This is a genomic window from Salirhabdus sp. Marseille-P4669 (assembly GCF_900240405.1).
GTDB lineage: Bacteria > Bacillota > Bacilli > Bacillales > Alkalibacillaceae > OEQK01.
The window spans coordinates 21,762-39,013 of the sequence record NZ_OEQK01000011.1 but is presented as its reverse complement, the minus strand read 5'-3'; the positions used below and the strand labels follow the sequence as shown (position 1 = coordinate 39,013).

The window sequence follows — 17,252 nt, the reverse complement described above, 5'->3', positions numbered from 1 at the left end:
CCTGTAAGTCTAGTGGTGATGGCGAAGAGGTCACACCTGTTCCCATTCCGAACACAGAAGTTAAGCTCTTCAGCGCCGATGGTAGTTGGGGTGTTTCCCCTGCGAGAGTAGGACATCGCTAGGCAAAAGCAAAACCTCAGGTCTGTTAGACCTGAGGTTTTTTCTATAATCGTTTATGTTTTTAGTATCAGTAACGCTCTTCAACAAAACTTCAAACTTCATTTCTATTTTTCCTACATTACAAAAGTTTATCCTTAAGAATCACTAAAGTTACGTATTAGCATAAAGTATTATGTTCAGACAGAATACCAGCCAATGTTTTCTAGAAAATTAATCTATTAAAGTTTGTATAAAATTTTTAGATTAGGAGATGCTAGAAATAGGAGGTGGGGTTAATGAAGGGACATATGAGTACATTTAAACATTGCCCAATTTGTAATGAGGAAAAACCGGAAGGAATAACGATTTATAATACATTCATCTGTTTAGATTGTGAGAAAGATATGATCCAAACCGAACCTAGCGAAGTAAAGTACCAATACTATATAGAAAAACTTAAAGTGATTAACCAAAAGTCACATATAAGCAGTTATTAAACGAAAATGTCAGACCAAGTGTCTGGCTTTTTTGTTTTCTTAGAGTATCTACTAAATATATAAGAAAACGAATAACAAGATATCAAGATGCTCTTAAACTAGTATCTTTAGAAATACAAGGACAGTATTTAGTTGTACCTTTAGGTAAATTCCTATAGGATTTATGTAGCATTAAAAAAAGGGGTACTCTAGAATGAATAGAAACCAAAAACGAACACCATTATTCACTGCTTTAGAAAATCATCCAAAACAGAATGCTACATCGTTTCATGTCCCTGGACACAAGAACGGAAGTATTTTTCCAAAACAAGGAAAAACTTACTTTCAGGACATTTTAAAAATAGATTTAACAGAAATCTCAGGATTAGATGATCTACACCACCCTGAAGGAGCTATTAAGGAGGCACAAGAACTTACTGCGGATTTATATAATGCGGATTATAGTTACTTTTTAGTTGGCGGAAGTACAGTTGGAAATCTATCTATGATACTTTCTGTCTGTCAGCCAGGTGATAAAGTATTGGTTCAACGTAATAGTCATAAATCGATTATGAACGCCTTAGAATTAGCAGGGGCTAAGCCTATTTTTATTTCACCAGCGTTTCATAAAGAGACTGAAAGCTATCATTTACTTAACATAGATCAAGTGAAAAAGACGATTCCATTACATTCCGATATAAAAGCAATTATTTTAACGTATCCAGATTATTTCGGTCGTACGTACCCGATAAAGGAAATCATAGAAGAGGCACATACGTATCAAATTCCTGTATTAGTGGACGAAGCCCATGGCCCACATTTCACTTTAGGTAGTCCATTTCCAATGTCATCTCTCTCCTTAGGTGCAGATATTGTCGTTCATTCCGCGCATAAGATGCTTCCAGCTATGACAATGGGTTCCTTTCTACACATTAAAGGTTCATATGTAGATCGTTATAAAGTCGAGCATTATTTGCAAATGATTCAATCAAGCAGCCCATCTTATCCGATAATGGCATCCCTGGATTTAGCAAGATATTTCTTAGCGAACATAACAAGTGATGAGGTTATAGAAGTAATAGATGAAGTGACAAAAATAAGAGAAATATTTCAACGAAGCAAAGAATGGCATACCTATCCTGAAAATGTAAGTACAGATCCGTTAAAAATTACATTGGAAATAAATTCAACTAAAAAATTGAAGGAAACGGTAGCTCTTTTTGAAGAGCATTATATTTTTCCGGAATTGGTAACGTCCAATCAAATGCTATTTATACATGGTTTAGATACCTATATGGATAAGCACCATTTACAGAAATCCATTCTTTCCATAGAACAACGGTTAAGTTCTAAGCATTTTGATGATAAAATAGAAGTACCATTCATTACGTATCCATCTATAAACGAGATGCCCTTCTCTTATGGAGAAATGAAAACAAAAGATGTAGAATGGGTAACTTGGGAACAGGCAAAGGGAAGAATTGCGATGGAAGCAGTTACGCCTTATCCTCCCGGCATACCGTTCTTAATGAAAGGTGAAATAATTACCGAAAATCATATCGATACAATCAATGCATTGATTCGAAATGGACAACATATTCATTATAAGGGACATGATATACAAAGTGGCATTTTGGTATTAAAATAGGTTTTTTTAAAGGAGCAGGAAGTTGTGAAAGGAACATTTATAACATTTGAAGGTGGAGAAGGAGCAGGAAAAACAACCGTTCTTCATCAACTTCATGATTATTTAAAGACAAACGGATATAAAATAGCAACAACAAGAGAGCCTGGTGGTATTGAAATAGCAGAAAAAATAAGGAGTGTTATATTAGATCCATCTCATACGAATATGGATGGTAGAACAGAAGCGTTACTATATGCAGCAGCTAGACGACAGCATTTAGTAGAAAAAGTCATCCCTTTAATAGAGGAAGGCTATATTGTACTATGTGACCGTTTTATTGATAGCAGCCTCGCATATCAAGGATATGCTAGAGGTTTAGGTATTGAGGAAGTATACGCTATTAACCAGTTTGCCATAACAGATTTTATGCCTGACTTAACTCTATTTTTTGATGTAGATCCAGAAATTGGTCTCAAACGAATACAGAGTAATGTGGAAAGAGAACAAAACCGGTTAGATTTAGAGAAAATGAACTTTCATGAAAACGTATATAAAGGATATCAACTTTTGCTATCGAAATTTCCAAATCGAATAACAAAAATTAATGCAAATCAATCACCAGTGAATGTTTTACAAGATTGTATAGATGTAATCGAAAGGTATTTCGAGCAGTAACATAAATAAATAGCATTATTTACAAGTGTCAATTTCAATCTAAACGTAATAAGATGTATAATAAGTATAATTAAATTAAATTAAAAACAACTGGTTTATTGCAAAGACGTTTACGTTTTTAAATAAAAAGGAGGGAAATCATGAAGTTAGTACTCACAGTCGTTCAAGATAAGGATTCCAATCGATTGGTTGAAGCACTATCTAATGCAAATTTCCAATCCACTAAGTTATCGACAACGGGCGGGTTTTTAAGAGAAGGAAATACAACATTGATTATTGGTGTTCAAGATGAACAAGTAGATAACGTATTAGATATCATAAAAAATAACTGCAGCAAGAGAGAGCAAATGGTAGCACCTATTTCACCAATGGGTGGGAATGCAGACTCATACATTCCAAGGCCGGTAGAAATTGAAGTTGGTGGGGCAACAGTGTTTGTATTACCAGTGGATGCATTTCATCGGTTTTAAGTAACACATTTTAGATTAGGAGCGTGTCGTCAGTTGAAAATTAGCCAGGATTTACGCTCTCAGTTGGAGCCGTCAAAAACAATAAATAATACGAAATCTGCGGCTCAACCTGAATTCAAAGCAATGGTGAGTCAGCAGTCGGCTCAATTAAGACAAGACGAGCTAAATAATTTAATCAATCAATTGAGTAAGCAAGGCGCAAAGATAGTAAAGTTTCGTTCCTTCCGTGATTTAGCTCAATATAAACGCTTAGTCAAAAAATTCCTTGATGAAGCAACAAAATTTGGACTAGACCTAAAGCATTCTCGAAGCTGGAATATGCAAGGTCAAAATAGAAAACTATCAATTATTGAAACAATTGATGAGAAATTAATAGAACTAACAGAATTAGTATTAGATACAGAAAAAGAATCAATAGATATATTAGGAAAAATTGGTGAAATAAAAGGGTTATTAATTAATTTGTACACTTAAAGGAACGTGATCGTTTTGAAGTCTTGGTCCGATCTTAATGAAATACAGCCTATTGTTACAAAAATGTTAGTCAATAGTATTGATAAAAATCGAATAGCACATGCCTACCTCTTTAACGGTGGAAGAGGTACAGGTAAATCAATGGCAAGTAGTCTTTTAATAAAAAGCTTTTTTTGTCCAAATTCGGATGGAGCGGAACCATGTAATAATTGCAGTGATTGTCGAAGAATTGAGTCTGGAAATCATCCGGATGTGCACTGGATTAAACCAGACGGTGCATCCATAAAAAAAGACCAGATTGCGCATTTGCAAAAGGAATTTACGTATACTGGATTAGAATCTAACCAAAAGGTATATGTTATTGAGCATGCAGATTCGATGACAACACAGGCTGCCAATCAGCTATTGAAGTTTCTAGAAGAACCAAAAAGGGAAACAATTGCGATCTTACTTACAGAAAATATACAAGCCATATTAAATACAATCCGATCCCGTTGTCAACTTATGTCATTTAAACCTCTTAATCAAAACCATTTCCAACAACAACTACAAGATTTGGGGATTCCCGTTTCCACTGCAAAACTTTGTGCTGTCCTTACAAATGATATGGAAGAGGCAAAGCGCTTAAGTGAAGATGAGTGGTTTGCTAAATCTAGGTCGATAGTGATAAAATTAGTGGAGACCCTTCATGAGAAAAAAGAGGAGTCCTATCTTTTTCTTCATAATCAATGGTTTTCTCATTTTCAAGATAGTAAACAAGCCCAATTAGGTCTTGATTTACTATTAATATGGTATAAGGATATGATTTCTTATCATATTGAGGATTTTGACAGGATAGTATTTATGGATGAAAAAGATAGAATGGAAAGGTATGCATTTACACTTTCGCAAATTTATGCAGCAACTGCATTAAAACATATAGTAGAGGCAAAGCGTAAGCTAATGGCAAATGTGAATCCGACACTTGTTATGGAAGATTTAATGATTCATTTACAGAGGTGATAGTTTTGGTTGAGGTTGTAGGTATACGCTTTAAACAGGCAGGGAAAATATACTACTTCGACCCAGGTATGCTAGAACTGACAACAGAGGATTACGTTATTGTCGAAACAGTTCGGGGAATTGAATTCGGCAAGGTTGTCATTGCTCATAAACTGGTAGATGAAGATGATATTGTGCTGCCTCTAAAGCGAGTAATTCGTGTTGCAGATGAAAAGGATAAGGTGACCGTTCTGGAAAATAAAGATAAGTCACAAGAAGCCTTTGACGTTTGCCAAGAGAAAATAGTAAGTCACAACTTAGATATGAAGTTAGTGGACGTTGAATATACATTTGACCGAAATAAAGTGATTTTTTACTTTACAGCAGACGGTCGAGTTGATTTTCGTGATTTAGTTAAGGATCTTGCAGCTGTTTTTAAAACGAGAATAGAATTAAGACAAATTGGTGTTCGTGATGAAGCTAAGTTACTTGGTGGAATCGGGCCTTGTGGTAGAATGCTGTGTTGTTCTACTTTCCTAGGGGACTTTGAACCCGTATCCATAAAAATGGCAAAAGATCAAAGTCTATCGTTAAATCCTGCTAAAATTTCAGGTTTATGTGGTAGATTAATGTGCTGTTTAAAATATGAAAATGATGATTACGAAGAAGCTAAGAGATTGCTTCCTGATATTGGTGAAGGCATCAAAACATCACATGGAAACGGTAAAGTGGTTGGTCTAAATATTTTAGAGCGAATCGTTCAAGTTGAATTGCCAGATGAGGATGCGAAAGTGTTAGAATATACACTAGATGAGCTAATTCAAGAAGGAGTTAATCTTAAGCAAGCCACAGAATAATGGGGTGGAGCTAGGCGTGAATAAAAAGGAGCTATTTGAAAGATTTACTTATTTAGAAAAGCAATTTGGTGAGTTATATCAACAATTTGGTGAGCTAAAAACGAATCTTGTCCAAATTATTGAGGAAAACCATCATCTTTCAGTAGAAAATCATCATTTACGCAAAAGGTTAGATTCGGAGACAATAAAAGAAGAGAAACAAAACCCAGATAATTCCTTACAATCAAAATCACAGGTTGTTGGCGAGGGGTATGATAACCTAGCACGAATTTATGAAGAAGGCTTTCACATATGCAATACGTATTTCGGAAGCCCTCGTGCGGAGGAAGATTGTCTCTTTTGCATTGACTTTTTGAATAAAAATCAAAAATAATAACAAAAGCTTTCGATAAATGCGTTAGCAGTAAAGAAAATCCCTTGTCTGATTCGATTTTGACAAGGGATTTTCCTATATTTAATATAAAAGTATAAGCTTGCTTAATGGAAGGATAAATGACATGGTACATTTAAGAGATGATGAGCGTCTCGATTATTTATTAGCGGATGAAAAAATGCGCATAATTCAAAGTCCTAGTGTATTCTCCTTTTCACTAGACGCAGTACTACTTGCAAAGTTTACATATGTTCCGATTCGGAAAGGAAGCATTCTCGATTTATGTACGGGGAATGGTGTAATTCCCTTATTTCTATCGAAACGATCACATGCACACATAACAGGAGTCGAAATACAAGAAAGATTATATGATATGGCTACTAGAAATGTTGCTATCAATCAATTAGAGGACCAAGTTTCCATGATTCATGGTGATCTAAAGGACATGCCAGCCCATTTTGGAAATCGAAATTTTGATGTCGTAACGTGTAATCCACCTTATTTTCCCACCCCTAATAAGGATGAACAAAATTGTAATGAGTATTTGGCTATTGCAAGACATGAGATTATGGCTACATTGGAGGATGTCGTTTTGGCATGCTCCAAGCTTGTAAAGCCAGGTGGTAAAGTATCCATCGTTCATCGACCTGGCCGTCTTGTGGACTTGATTACATTATTTCGTAAATATAAGTTAGAACCAAAACGAATCCAATTTGTGTACCCTAAAAAAGGGAAAGAAGCAAATACGCTATTAATAGAAGGGATTCGAGATGGAAAGCCTGATTTGAAAATCTTAGAACCATTATATGTTTATCATGACAATGGCGAGTATACCGATGCATTAAATGAAATTCTTTATGGAAAAAATATAGACTAGTTGTAGAAGGGCTTGAATATTTATGTACATTCAAAAAAGCTTTGAATCGGAGCAAAGAGGAAAGTTATATGTGGTTCCCACGCCAATTGGAAACCTAGAGGATATAACCTTTCGAGCATTACATACATTAAAGGAAGTAGACTTTATTGCAGCAGAGGATACGAGACAGACCAAAAAGCTACTAAACCATTTTGAGATTTCCACACCTTTGGTTTCTTATCATGAACATAACAAGGAAGTGCAAGGAAAAAGAATACTCGATCAACTGAAAGAAGGCAAGCGGATTGCCTTGGTTAGTGATGCTGGTATGCCAGTCATATCTGACCCAGGCTATGATTTGATACGTGATATAGAGGACTTAGCGGATGTAATTGTTTTGCCTGGAGCAAATGCTGCCCTTTGTGCGTTAGTTGGTTCTGGATTACCAAATGAACAATTTTACTTTTACGGTTTTTTACCTAGAAAAAGGAAAGAGCTCATTCAGGTATTAGAGCAATTACGGTATATTTCTGGAACATTACTATTTTATGAATCCCCTCATCGAATTAAAGAAACGATTAAGGGTATAGTGGAAGTGTTTGGAGAAGACCGAAATATCGTATTAGCACGGGAATTAACAAAACGATTTGAGGAATATGTAAAGGGTACTGCCAAAGAAGTGGAGCAATGGCTTTCGTCGGAGCAGGCAGAAGTACGTGGAGAATTTTGTCTAGTCGTGGAAGGCACTTTAGAAGAACCTGAACGTGAGGCATGGTGGGATGAGCTAACGGTTTTGGAGCATGTGGAGTATTACATTCAGGAAAAGCAAATGTCGAATAAAGATGCGATAAAGCAAACTGCTTTAGACCGAGATATTCCAAAGAGAGAGGTTTATCAAATTTTCCACCATTAATAGAAAAACAATAAGGTTGCCCATAAAAGATATGGACAACCTTATTGTTTGTATAGCTACTGTGCATTGCATGTTGTTTTTTATTTACCAAGGTTAACTTTTATTTCGTTAAAAAGTTGTTCTGCGCCTTCTTTGCTAAGGATAAGTTTGCCATTAGCTAATGCTAAATTTTCATCCGAAACTTCACCTGTAATAGCGCAAGTCATATTTGGTTTGTACTTCTTAAGTACGATACGATCGTCATCAACGTAGATTTCTAACGAATCTTTTTCGTTGATGTCTAAAGTGCGACGCAACTCAATTGGAATTACCACACGTCCTAATTCATCTACTTTACGGACGATTCCAGTCGATTTCATATTGTTTTCTCCTCTCTCGATCATGTCTTTTTCTTTTTATTCGGCATGTTTCGACATAAATAGTACCACTGGTTGCCAAACATTGTCAATTACTTTGTATACCCAAGTAAAAAGTTTTTTACATTTATTTGTAAAAAATGCCTTACAAGTGTATACCCTGTTTTTTTCTTTTTAAAACATTTATTGTTAAATAGTTTATCACATTAATACAATAAATCAGAAGTATTTTGTTTTTGGATAATGGTGGAAATAATGTGTTATCCTATATCGAGTGTATAGATTTTTGTTCTATCTGGAAATCATGCTAATATATCGTTAAAATAGTATAGAGTATTAGAATATAGTGTACAGGAAATAAATGGCTAAATGTAGAGGGGGCTTTAAGATGCCTAAGGAAAATAAAAGTTTTTATATAACGACACCTATTTATTATCCAAGTGGTAACTTACATATTGGACATGCTTATACAACTGTTGCTGGTGATGCAATGGCTAGATATAAAAGACTGCTTGGTTTTGATGTGATGTATTTAACAGGTACGGATGAGCATGGTCAAAAAATACAGCAAAAAGCTCAAGAAAAAGGAGTTACGCCACAAGCTTATGTAGACGAGATTGTAAGTGGCATTAAAGAGCTTTGGGCTAAGCTGGAAATTTCCAATGATGATTTTATTCGGACAACAGAGGATCGTCACAAGCAGGTTGTGGAAAAGATTTTTGCCAAGCTTCTAGAGCAAGGAGATATTTACTTAGATGAATATGAAGGATGGTACTGTACGCCATGTGAATCCTTTTTTACAGAACGTCAATTAGAAAATGGAAACTGCCCTGATTGCGGACGTCCAGTTGAAAAGGTTAAAGAAGAGTCCTACTTCTTTAAAATGAGCAAATATGTAGATCGCCTGCTTGCTTTTTATGAAGAAAATCCGGAATTTATCCAACCAGAAAGTCGAAAAAATGAAATGATTAATAACTTTATCAAACCTGGTCTGGAGGATTTAGCAGTTTCTAGAACCACGTTTGATTGGGGAGTTAAAGTTCCTGGAAATCCAAAGCATGTTATTTACGTATGGATTGATGCACTATCCAACTACATAACAGCATTAGGCTATGGAACGGATGATGATACACGATATCAAAAATATTGGCCGGCAGATGTTCATTTAGTTGGTAAAGAAATTGTTCGTTTCCATACCATATACTGGCCAATTATGCTTATGGCACTAGATTTACCATTACCGAAAAAGGTATTTGCTCACGGTTGGCTATTAATGAAAGATGGGAAGATGTCTAAATCAAAAGGAAATGTAGTAAACCCTGTTGATTTAATTGACCGCTATGGACTAGATGCACTTCGTTACTATTTGTTACGAGAAGTTCCTTTTGGTTCAGATGGCGTGTTTACACCAGAAGCATTTGTAGAGAGAGTAAATTATGATCTAGCTAACGATTTAGGAAACTTATTAAATCGTACCGTAGCCATGATTACGAAATACTTTGATGGTGTTATTCCTGCCATTTCCGTTGGAGAAGAGGAAGTGGATCAAAGCTTAGCTGAAATGGCTTTAAATACACGTGCCACAGTTGAAGAGGCGATGGAAGAAATGCAATTCTCTGTTGCTTTAACAAACCTATGGCAGTTCGTTAGCCGTACAAATAAGTACATTGATGAAACAGAGCCTTGGGTACTAGCGAAGGATGAAAATAAAAAAGCGCGACTTGGTAACGTCATGGCTCATTTAGCAGAATCGTTACGTCACATGGCGATTATGCTTCAACCATTCTTAACGAGCACACCAAATAAGATGTTTTATCAGTTGGGCATCCAAGATGAAAACGTAAGAACGTGGGAAAGCATGAGTACTTTTGGAGTAGCCTTAGAAGGTCTTACTGTTCAAAAGGATCAGCCTATCTTCCCTCGTTTGGAAACCGAAGAGGAAGTTCAAGCTATTAAGGATATGATGGCACCTCCTGCACAAGCTACAAAAAAGGAAGAAAAAGCTGATGATGCACAAGAGGAGATTACCATTGATGATTTTATGAAGGTTGACCTTCGTGTAGCAGAAGTTATCGAAGCGGAGAAAATGAAAAAAGCAGATAAATTGTTACGTATTCAGCTTGATTTAGGCTATGAAAAACGGCAAGTGGTATCAGGAATCGCTGAATATTATAGTCCTGAGGAATTAAAAGGGAAAAAGGTTATTTGCGTAACTAATCTTAAACCAGTCAAACTTCGAGGAGAGCTATCTCAGGGCATGATTTTAGCAGGTAAGGACGATAACGGAAGCCTTTCATTGGCTACTGTGGATCAACAATTACCGAATGGTACAAAAGTTAAGTAAATAGACAAATACAAAGGGGGCTCCTATTGTGAGCCCCCTTTATCCTAGATTACAGATAACGAGGTGGAAATGATGTTATTTGATACACATGTTCATTTAAATGCAGATCAATTTGAAGATGATATGGAGGAAGTTATTGATCGTGCTAAGCAAGCGGGTGTGGATTATATGGTGGTTGTGGGATTTGATCGTGTTACAATACCAAAGGCCATCTCGATAGCAGAATCGCATGAAAATATATATGCAGCTGTAGGTTGGCATCCAGTTGATGCGATTGATATGACAGAAGATGATTTAAAGTGGATCGAGGAATTAGCAGCCCATCCTAAAGTTGTCGCAATTGGGGAAATGGGGTTGGACTATCATTGGGATAAATCCCCTAAGGAGATTCAAAAAGAAGTATTTCGTAAACAAATTGCTTTAGCGAAAAAGGTTAAGCTACCAATTATTATTCATAATCGTGAAGCAACAGAGGATATTGTGGAAATTTTACAGGAAGAAAATGCCCAAGAGGTTGGAGGCATTATGCATTGCTTTAGTAGCACACCTGAAATAGCAGAGCAATGCTTAGAAATGAACTTTTACATATCGTTAGGTGGACCTGTTACATTTAAAAATGCAAAGGAACCGAAAGAAGTAGCTAAAGTGGTTCCAATTAATAAACTGTTAATTGAAACAGATTGTCCATACTTAGCACCTCACCCATATCGAGGAAAGCGTAATGAGCCTGCATATGTAAAACTAGTTGCAGAAAAAATAGCAGAGCTTAAAGAAATGAGTCTAGAAGAACTTGAAGAGCATACGACTAAAAATGCAAAAAAACTGTTTGGAATTAACTAACAGTTTTTTGGTATTTTTTAGTGTCCAATATTAAAATCGTGTTACAAAACCCAATTCTTTTATTACAATTCTATTAAAAAGGCCGCAAAAGAGTTTAAAAATAGAATGATATCCAATACTATTGTAAGGCAAGCAGTAAAAATTCATGATCGTGTTAACGTAGTTTGACACATTTGTATGAGAGTAATCTATACTCTACGTACAGAGGAGGCAAATACAATGAAAATGAATTCTTTAGTTTCGCTAGCTGAAAAAATAAAAGGCAAGAAGAAGCTAGTCATAACGGTAATGAGCACCATTGTGTTTTTTGCCTCACTTGGGATTTTATTCTATGAAACAACGAAAAAAGATATCATTCTAGTAAAAAATGGCGAGGAACAATCCATTCGAACTCATGCGGATACGGTAAATGAACTTCTCAGTCAATTAAATATTGATGTAAAGGAACATGATGAAGTTCTGCCAGGAAAGTCAGAAGCAATTGAACAAGGAATGGAAGTCACATACAATAAAGCACTAAAAGTAATCGTAACAATTGAAGGTAAATCCTCAGAATATTATACGACTGCCAATACAATTGGTGAGCTATTTGCAGAAAAAAATATTGATGTAAAATCTCAAGATGATCTTTCGCTAGAGACATCTGCAGAAATTACAGAAGGCCTTGAAGTAAACATCGAAAAGGCGTATCAAGTTACATTAAATGATGGTGGGAAAGAGAAGACAGTATGGACCACCGCCAATACAATTGAACAATTTTTACAAGAACAAAACATTACATTAGACGAACTAGATAAATTGAATTTGAAAAAAGAAAAGTTGATTACTAGTAACCTAGACTTAACGGTAACAAGAGTAGAAAAGGTTGAAGATGTAGTCAAAGAAACAGTTGATTACGCAACAGTTACGAAAAACGATGATTCATTACCGAACGGAGAAAAAAAGGTCGTTCAAGATGGGGAAGAAGGAATTGTCGTTAAGACGTATGAAGTCATTTTCGAGAACGGTAAAGAAGTAGACCGTAAGCTTATTAGCGAAGAGGTTGAAAAGGAAGGCCAAGATCAAATTGTTGCTCTTGGAACGAAAAAGCCAGAGCCTAAGCCAGAAACCACAACGGTTTATCGTGGTGACGATGGCGAAGTAGTGAAAGAATATATTATGACGTCAACCGTTTATACAGAAAAGTGTAATGGCTGTAGTGGTATTACAGCAACTGGAATTAATTTAAACAATAATCCAGATATGAAGGTTGTTGCAGTAGATCCTTCTGTTATCCCTCTTGGTTCTAAGGTTTGGGTAGAAGGATATGGGTATGCAATTGCTGGTGATACTGGTGGTGCAATTAAAGGAAATCGAATTGATTTATTTATTCATTCCAGTAAGTATAACGGTGGTTACGGACACCGAACAGTTAAAGTTAAAGTATTCCAATAAAAGCAGAGGATTCATTTCCTCTGCTTTTTCTTTATTTTACTTACATTAATTTTTAATATTCTCTAAGAACGAAATTCATATTAGTCTTTAAACAATCTACATTTTTTATTATAGTTATTAATTGATATTCATTTCGGATAGGCACAAAATATGGTTAAGAGCCCTCAGGAGGAAGTTTAACATGCACATAAAGGAAATCATAGTCGTGGAAGGAAAAGACGATACAGTCGCTGTAAAAAACGCGGTAAATGCAGATACAATAGAAACGAATGGTTCTGCCATAAACAAAGCAACGTTAAAACAGATTCAACACGCACAAGAAAAAAGAGGAGTCATCATTTTCACAGACCCTGATTACCCTGGCCAACGAATCCGTAGTATTATTGATAAATCTGTGCCAGGCTGTAAACATGCCTTTTTACCAAAAGAGAAAGCGAAAGGAAATAGGGGCATAGGCATTGAGCATGCCAAATCAGAAGACATCGTTGCAGCACTTCAAAAAGTCTATGAGTTGGCCGAAGAAACAGAAATCTTAATTACAAAAAAAGACTTGCTGCATTATGGTTTAGTTGGATGCAGTAAAGCAAAAGATAGACGAAAGGCATTAGGAGAGCGACTTAGCATTGGATTTACAAATGCAAAACAATTAGAGCACCGCTTAAATATGTTTCAAATCGACAAAGAGACCTTTCGAGAAACGATGGAAGCCATACTGCAGGAGGAAGTGGAATGAGCGATAAAGCAATAGCAACACCAACAAGAACGACTGAAATCTTAAAAAAATATGGTTTTTTCTTTAAAAAAAGCTTAGGCCAAAATTTCATTATCGACGTAAATACCTTAAAGAACATTGTTACAACTGCAGGTGTGACGAAGGAGAATGGCGTTATTGAAATTGGACCAGGGATAGGTGCACTAACAGAGCAGCTAGCTATACACGGTAAAAAAGTGGTGGCTTTCGAAATTGATCAGAGACTTTTGACAGTATTAGAGGATACGCTATCTAAGTACGACAATGTAGAGATTATCCATCAAGATATTTTAAAAGCGAATGTTCAAGAGGTAATTGATCAACATTTAAATGATGTAGAGGAAATCAAGGTTGTTGCCAATTTGCCTTACTATATTACAACGCCAATTTTAATGAAATTACTTATGAACAAAATACCAGTTCAGGATATTACCGTTATGATTCAAAAAGAAGTGGCAGATCGAATGGCGGCAAAACCAAATACGAAAGAATACGGCTCCTTATCGATTGCGGTCCAGTATTATACCGAAGCAACTGTTGAATTGATTGTTCCCAAGACCGTCTTTATGCCTCAGCCGAATGTAGATTCAGCTGTCCTCCATCTAAAATTACGGAAGGAGCCTCCTGTTTATGTAGAGGACGAAGAGCTGTTTTTTGCTATTGTGCAAGCTTCCTTTGCCCAGAGAAGAAAAACGTTAAGTAATAATTTAGGTCGACAATTTAAAGAAAAATGGTCCAAAGATCAAATAAACAGTTGGTTAGAGGAAATAAATATAGATAGTAGAAGAAGAGGTGAATCTTTATCCATCGAGGAGTTCACAAATATTGCTAACATGTTTTATAGCAAAATTGAATAGCATGTAAGAGAGACAGCTAACCAAAACGTAACTACATGTATGAATAAATTTTTAGATGAAATTAGGCACATTCCTCCTCCATCTACAATACGCTATTATACCAGTGTGTTGGGTGGAGGAGGATAATGAATGGAATTAGCAGTTGGAGATATTGTTTCAAGAATATCCTATAATCATGATTTATTATTTCGTATCCAGACTGTAAAGAAAGATTTTGCCACATTATATGGAGAAGATTATCGTTTAGAAGTAGATGCTCCTATAGATGATTTAGTGTTGGTTAAGAAAGATGAGCTGTTACAAAGAAAAAAGGAACAAAAGCAAAAAGAAGATTACTCCTTTCGACTATTTAAACAGGATTATCAATTAATGCGAAAAAAAAGAGAATATGAATCCTCTGAAGGCTTCAAGCAAGAGATTAAACATTTCCATATTTCACCCCAAGTCCTACACATTGATGGAGACCCAATATTTTTAAAAAAATGTATTGCACTATATCAACAGCTTGGTATGCAAGTACATGGCTTACACCTTAATGAAAAAGAGATGCCAGAGAAGATAAGAGGACTACTGGAGAAAATCCAACCTGATATTTTAGTCATTACTGGTCACGATTCCTTTTCGAAAAACAAAGGAACCAAAAATGACTTAAGAGCCTATCGTCATTCTAAATACTTTGGAGAGACGGTAAGGGAAGCGCGAAAATATATGCCAAGTTTAGATCAACTTGTTATCTTTTCAGGTGCGTGTCAATCACATTTTGAATCCTTAATACGAGCAGGCTCCAATTTTGCAAGCTCTCCTTCACGTATTAATATACATGCTTTAGACCCGGTTTATATTGTAGCGAAAATTGGATTTACCTCCTTTATGGAAAAGGTTAAGGTGTGGGATGTATTACGTAATACAATGACTGGAGAAAAGGGCATAGGTGGCATTGAAACAAGAGGATTATTCCGGACAGGAATGCCTTACTTAGGTGAAGATGAAATTGAGAAAAGTTTACAGGATATAGAAATTCACCTAAATTAGGTTATTTGTTAAAGGCTAATGTTGCGAATACATTATTTCCCTTCTTTGTAAATATCCTTAAAAAATCATGCATTTTTTTCACTTTTTTCGGAAAAATAAAGAAGATAATAAATATACGTTGACATAGTTAACAGATAGTTGATATAATGTTATGTTTTTGTTGACGAAAATCGCTATTTGTGTTACTATGTTATTAGCGAGGTGGAGTGAAGTGCCAAAAACATTAGCAGAAATTAAGCAAGTATTAGATGGTCGTATAGGCAAGCGGTTAACATTGAAGGCTAACGGTGGCCGAAGAAAGACAATTAAGCGGAGCGGTACACTTGCTGAAACATATCCTGCTGTATTTATTGTAGAGCTCGACCAGGATGAGAATTCCTTTGAGAGAGTATCATACAGCTATGCTGATGTGTTAACTGAAACGGTAGAATTAACATTTGTAGATGACATGAGTAAAATGGCGTAAAAGGCGGTAAACCATTCGTTTACTGCTTTTTTATTTGTTTATTTTTCTATATATGCCAAATATTATCGCGTTTTTATATCCTGATAAGTGCACAAAATAAAAATGTCGTAAAAAACCATGAAGGGAGATGCTAGCCTTGAGTAGACGACGTGGCGTTATGTCTGATCAGTTTAAAGAGGAGTTAGCAAAGGATTTAGGTTTTTACGACACGGTCCAAAAAGAGGGATGGGGCGGAATTAGAGCGAGAGATGCAGGTAACATGGTAAAGCGCGCAATAGAAATTGCGGAAAGTGAAATGGCAAAAAGAGGCGGATCTTGATGATCCCCTCTTTTTTTAACCGTATTAAGATGGCTTGATAGTACTGTATAGATTCATTCAAACGTTCAAGTGACATGTTCGTCAACTTTTGATACAATTTGTAAGACTATTGGATGGATGTGAAAGTGGTGAACAAAATGCTGTTTGAAAAGGCTTTGGCTAAAATAAATCTAACACTAGATGTTTTATATAAACGAGACGATGGATTTCATGAAGTTGAAATGATTATGACAACAATTGATTTGTTTGACCATATTCAACTTACGGAGCTGGATGAGGACGTTATACATATTAAATCGGAAAAAAAGTTTGTTCCTGATGATAAGCGCAATTTGGCATATCAAGCTGCAGAAAAACTAAAAAGTAAATACAATATCAACAAAGGTGTACTCATTACAATCGATAAACAAATACCAGTTGCTGCAGGACTTGCTGGTGGTAGTAGTGATGCTGCTGCAGTATTGCGTGGTCTAAACCGCCTTTGGAACTTGAATCTTACCTTCGAGGAGTTAGCGGCAATAGGGAATGAAATTGGCTCTGATATTGCCTTTTGTATTTATGGGGGCACCGCAATTGCGAAAGGGCGCGGGGAGAAGATTGAAAAACTTCCAAGTCCTCCACCATGTTGGGTGATATTGGCAAAACCAAGCATAGGTGTATCAACGAAGGCGGTTTATGGAAATCTTGTATTAGAAGATCTAAAGCATCCGAATACAGAAGCAATGAGGAAGGCAATGGTTCATGGTGATTATGAAGGGATGTGCAATCATTTAGGGAATGTTTTAGAAAATGTCACCTTAAACCTATATCCTCAAGTAAATCAAATTAAAGATCTCATGTTTAAGGTTGGTGCAGATAATGTATTAATGAGTGGTAGTGGACCGACCGTTTTTGGTTTAACAAAGCAAAAGAGTCGTGCGGATCGAATTTATAATAGTCTACGTGGGTTTTGTGACGAGGTTTATGTCGTTAGAATGTTAGGGAAGCCGTTATTGGTTGAATAGTTACGTACAATGGTGTAAAATTTTTAGTAAATATTCGGTTTTGGAGTG

At 35.9% G+C, this 17,252-nt stretch carries 20 protein-coding genes and 1 rRNA gene; 20 read left to right on the top strand and 1 reads right to left on the bottom strand.

Annotated features, from left to right (window positions below):
* The first annotated feature begins 8 nt into the window (after window positions 1-8).
* The 11 genes from rrf to rsmI all read left to right on the top strand — a co-directional run bounded on the left by rrf (window position 9) and on the right by rsmI (window position 7,801).
* Window positions 9-124: ribosomal RNA gene (gene rrf, locus C1A05_RS17295) — 5S ribosomal RNA — on the top strand.
* Between the two features lie 271 nt (window positions 125-395).
* On the top strand, window positions 396-596 hold the full coding sequence (locus C1A05_RS17290; RefSeq protein WP_102029491.1) for a sigma factor G inhibitor Gin: 201 nt from the start codon (window positions 396-398) through the stop codon (window positions 594-596).
* A gap of 193 nt (window positions 597-789) precedes the next feature.
* Window positions 790-2,223 carry an aminotransferase class I/II-fold pyridoxal phosphate-dependent enzyme gene (locus C1A05_RS17285; protein ID WP_102029490.1) on the top strand — a complete coding sequence of 478 codons (1,434 nt, stop codon included), beginning with the start codon at window positions 790-792 and terminating at the stop codon, window positions 2,221-2,223.
* A 24-nt stretch (window positions 2,224-2,247) separates the two neighbouring features.
* The gene (tmk, locus tag C1A05_RS17280) at window positions 2,248-2,877 is read left to right on the top strand and encodes a dTMP kinase (RefSeq protein ID WP_102029489.1); all 630 of its coding nucleotides are present in this window, start codon (window positions 2,248-2,250) and stop codon (window positions 2,875-2,877) included.
* 140 nt (window positions 2,878-3,017) lie between these two features.
* On the top strand, window positions 3,018-3,347 hold the full coding sequence (locus C1A05_RS17275) for a cyclic-di-AMP receptor (RefSeq protein WP_102029488.1): 330 nt from the start codon (window positions 3,018-3,020) through the stop codon (window positions 3,345-3,347).
* Window positions 3,348-3,380: 33 nt separating this feature from the next.
* Complete coding sequence (locus C1A05_RS17270) at window positions 3,381-3,821, top strand: YaaR family protein (RefSeq protein ID WP_102029487.1); 441 nt, start codon at window positions 3,381-3,383, stop codon at window positions 3,819-3,821.
* 6 nt (window positions 3,822-3,827) lie between these two features.
* Window positions 3,828-4,823, top strand: coding sequence for a DNA polymerase III subunit delta' (gene holB, locus C1A05_RS17265; RefSeq protein ID WP_306373282.1), 996 nt, complete (start codon window positions 3,828-3,830; stop codon window positions 4,821-4,823).
* Window positions 4,824-4,828: 5 nt separating this feature from the next.
* Window positions 4,829-5,659: a PSP1 domain-containing protein gene (locus C1A05_RS17260; protein WP_102029485.1), complete on the top strand. Its 831-nt coding sequence runs from the start codon at window positions 4,829-4,831 to the stop codon at window positions 5,657-5,659.
* A 16-nt stretch (window positions 5,660-5,675) separates the two neighbouring features.
* Window positions 5,676-6,032 carry a DNA replication initiation control protein YabA gene (gene yabA / locus C1A05_RS17255; RefSeq protein ID WP_102029484.1) on the top strand — a complete coding sequence of 119 codons (357 nt, stop codon included), beginning with the start codon at window positions 5,676-5,678 and terminating at the stop codon, window positions 6,030-6,032.
* A gap of 124 nt (window positions 6,033-6,156) precedes the next feature.
* Complete coding sequence (locus C1A05_RS17250) at window positions 6,157-6,909, top strand: tRNA1(Val) (adenine(37)-N6)-methyltransferase (RefSeq protein ID WP_102029483.1); 753 nt, start codon at window positions 6,157-6,159, stop codon at window positions 6,907-6,909.
* A 22-nt stretch (window positions 6,910-6,931) separates the two neighbouring features.
* Complete coding sequence (rsmI, locus tag C1A05_RS17245; RefSeq protein ID WP_102029482.1) at window positions 6,932-7,801, top strand: 16S rRNA (cytidine(1402)-2'-O)-methyltransferase; 870 nt, start codon at window positions 6,932-6,934, stop codon at window positions 7,799-7,801.
* An 80-nt stretch (window positions 7,802-7,881) separates the two neighbouring features.
* On the opposite strand, the gene C1A05_RS17240 is transcribed toward rsmI, so the two are convergent.
* Window positions 7,882-8,160, bottom strand: a complete 279-nt coding sequence (locus C1A05_RS17240) for an AbrB/MazE/SpoVT family DNA-binding domain-containing protein (RefSeq protein ID WP_102029481.1) — start codon at window positions 8,158-8,160, stop codon at window positions 7,882-7,884.
* 385 nt (window positions 8,161-8,545) lie between these two features.
* On the opposite strand from C1A05_RS17240, the gene metG reads away from it, so the two are divergent.
* The 9 genes from metG (at window position 8,546) to ispE (ending at window position 17,204) form a co-directional block, all read left to right on the top strand.
* Window positions 8,546-10,501 (top strand): methionine--tRNA ligase, encoded by a 1,956-nt coding sequence (gene metG / locus C1A05_RS17235; RefSeq protein ID WP_102029480.1) that lies wholly within the window; start codon window positions 8,546-8,548, stop codon window positions 10,499-10,501.
* Between the two features lie 72 nt (window positions 10,502-10,573).
* Window positions 10,574-11,341 carry a TatD family hydrolase gene (locus tag C1A05_RS17230; protein ID WP_102029479.1) on the top strand — a complete coding sequence of 256 codons (768 nt, stop codon included), beginning with the start codon at window positions 10,574-10,576 and terminating at the stop codon, window positions 11,339-11,341.
* A 219-nt stretch (window positions 11,342-11,560) separates the two neighbouring features.
* Window positions 11,561-12,775: a G5 and 3D domain-containing protein gene (locus tag C1A05_RS17225; RefSeq protein WP_159462109.1), complete on the top strand. Its 1,215-nt coding sequence runs from the start codon at window positions 11,561-11,563 to the stop codon at window positions 12,773-12,775.
* Window positions 12,776-12,956: 181 nt separating this feature from the next.
* Window positions 12,957-13,508, top strand: coding sequence for a ribonuclease M5 (rnmV, locus tag C1A05_RS17220; protein WP_102029477.1), 552 nt, complete (start codon window positions 12,957-12,959; stop codon window positions 13,506-13,508).
* A complete protein-coding gene (gene rsmA, locus C1A05_RS17215; protein ID WP_102029476.1) occupies window positions 13,505-14,383 on the top strand; it encodes a 16S rRNA (adenine(1518)-N(6)/adenine(1519)-N(6))-dimethyltransferase RsmA in 879 nt (292 codons plus the stop codon). Before rnmV ends, rsmA begins: the two co-directional genes overlap by 4 nt.
* Before the next feature lie 129 nt (window positions 14,384-14,512).
* Window positions 14,513-15,415, top strand: coding sequence for a sporulation peptidase YabG (yabG, locus tag C1A05_RS17210; RefSeq protein ID WP_102029475.1), 903 nt, complete (start codon window positions 14,513-14,515; stop codon window positions 15,413-15,415).
* A 211-nt stretch (window positions 15,416-15,626) separates the two neighbouring features.
* The gene (gene veg, locus C1A05_RS17205; RefSeq protein ID WP_102029474.1) at window positions 15,627-15,881 is read left to right on the top strand and encodes a biofilm formation stimulator Veg; all 255 of its coding nucleotides are present in this window, start codon (window positions 15,627-15,629) and stop codon (window positions 15,879-15,881) included.
* Window positions 15,882-16,017: 136 nt separating this feature from the next.
* Complete coding sequence (locus C1A05_RS17200; protein ID WP_102029473.1) at window positions 16,018-16,200, top strand: small, acid-soluble spore protein, alpha/beta type; 183 nt, start codon at window positions 16,018-16,020, stop codon at window positions 16,198-16,200.
* A 137-nt stretch (window positions 16,201-16,337) separates the two neighbouring features.
* The gene (ispE, locus tag C1A05_RS17195) at window positions 16,338-17,204 is read left to right on the top strand and encodes a 4-(cytidine 5'-diphospho)-2-C-methyl-D-erythritol kinase (RefSeq protein WP_102029472.1); all 867 of its coding nucleotides are present in this window, start codon (window positions 16,338-16,340) and stop codon (window positions 17,202-17,204) included.
* Window positions 17,205-17,252: the final 48 nt, after the last annotated feature.

Bases quoted from the DNA above. Each gene is read 5' to 3' on its own strand.
- C1A05_RS17290 (WP_102029491.1), top strand. From the start codon at position 396: ATGAAGGGACATATGAGTACATTTAAACATTGCCCAATTTGTAATGAG.
- C1A05_RS17285 (WP_102029490.1), top strand. From the start codon at position 790: ATGAATAGAAACCAAAAACGAACACCATTATTCACTGCTTTAGAAAAT.
- C1A05_RS17275 (WP_102029488.1), top strand. From the start codon at position 3,018: ATGAAGTTAGTACTCACAGTCGTTCAAGATAAGGATTCCAATCGATTG.
- C1A05_RS17250 (WP_102029483.1), top strand. From the start codon at position 6,157: ATGGTACATTTAAGAGATGATGAGCGTCTCGATTATTTATTAGCGGAT.
- rsmI (WP_102029482.1), top strand. From the start codon at position 6,932: ATGTACATTCAAAAAAGCTTTGAATCGGAGCAAAGAGGAAAGTTATAT.
- C1A05_RS17240 (WP_102029481.1), bottom strand. From the start codon at position 8,160: ATGAAATCGACTGGAATCGTCCGTAAAGTAGATGAATTAGGACGTGTG.
- metG (WP_102029480.1), top strand. From the start codon at position 8,546: ATGCCTAAGGAAAATAAAAGTTTTTATATAACGACACCTATTTATTAT.
- C1A05_RS17230 (WP_102029479.1), top strand. From the start codon at position 10,574: ATGTTATTTGATACACATGTTCATTTAAATGCAGATCAATTTGAAGAT.
- C1A05_RS17225 (WP_159462109.1), top strand. From the start codon at position 11,561: ATGAAAATGAATTCTTTAGTTTCGCTAGCTGAAAAAATAAAAGGCAAG.
- rnmV (WP_102029477.1), top strand. From the start codon at position 12,957: ATGCACATAAAGGAAATCATAGTCGTGGAAGGAAAAGACGATACAGTC.
- rsmA (WP_102029476.1), top strand. From the start codon at position 13,505: ATGAGCGATAAAGCAATAGCAACACCAACAAGAACGACTGAAATCTTA.
- yabG (WP_102029475.1), top strand. From the start codon at position 14,513: ATGGAATTAGCAGTTGGAGATATTGTTTCAAGAATATCCTATAATCAT.
- ispE (WP_102029472.1), top strand. From the start codon at position 16,338: ATGCTGTTTGAAAAGGCTTTGGCTAAAATAAATCTAACACTAGATGTT.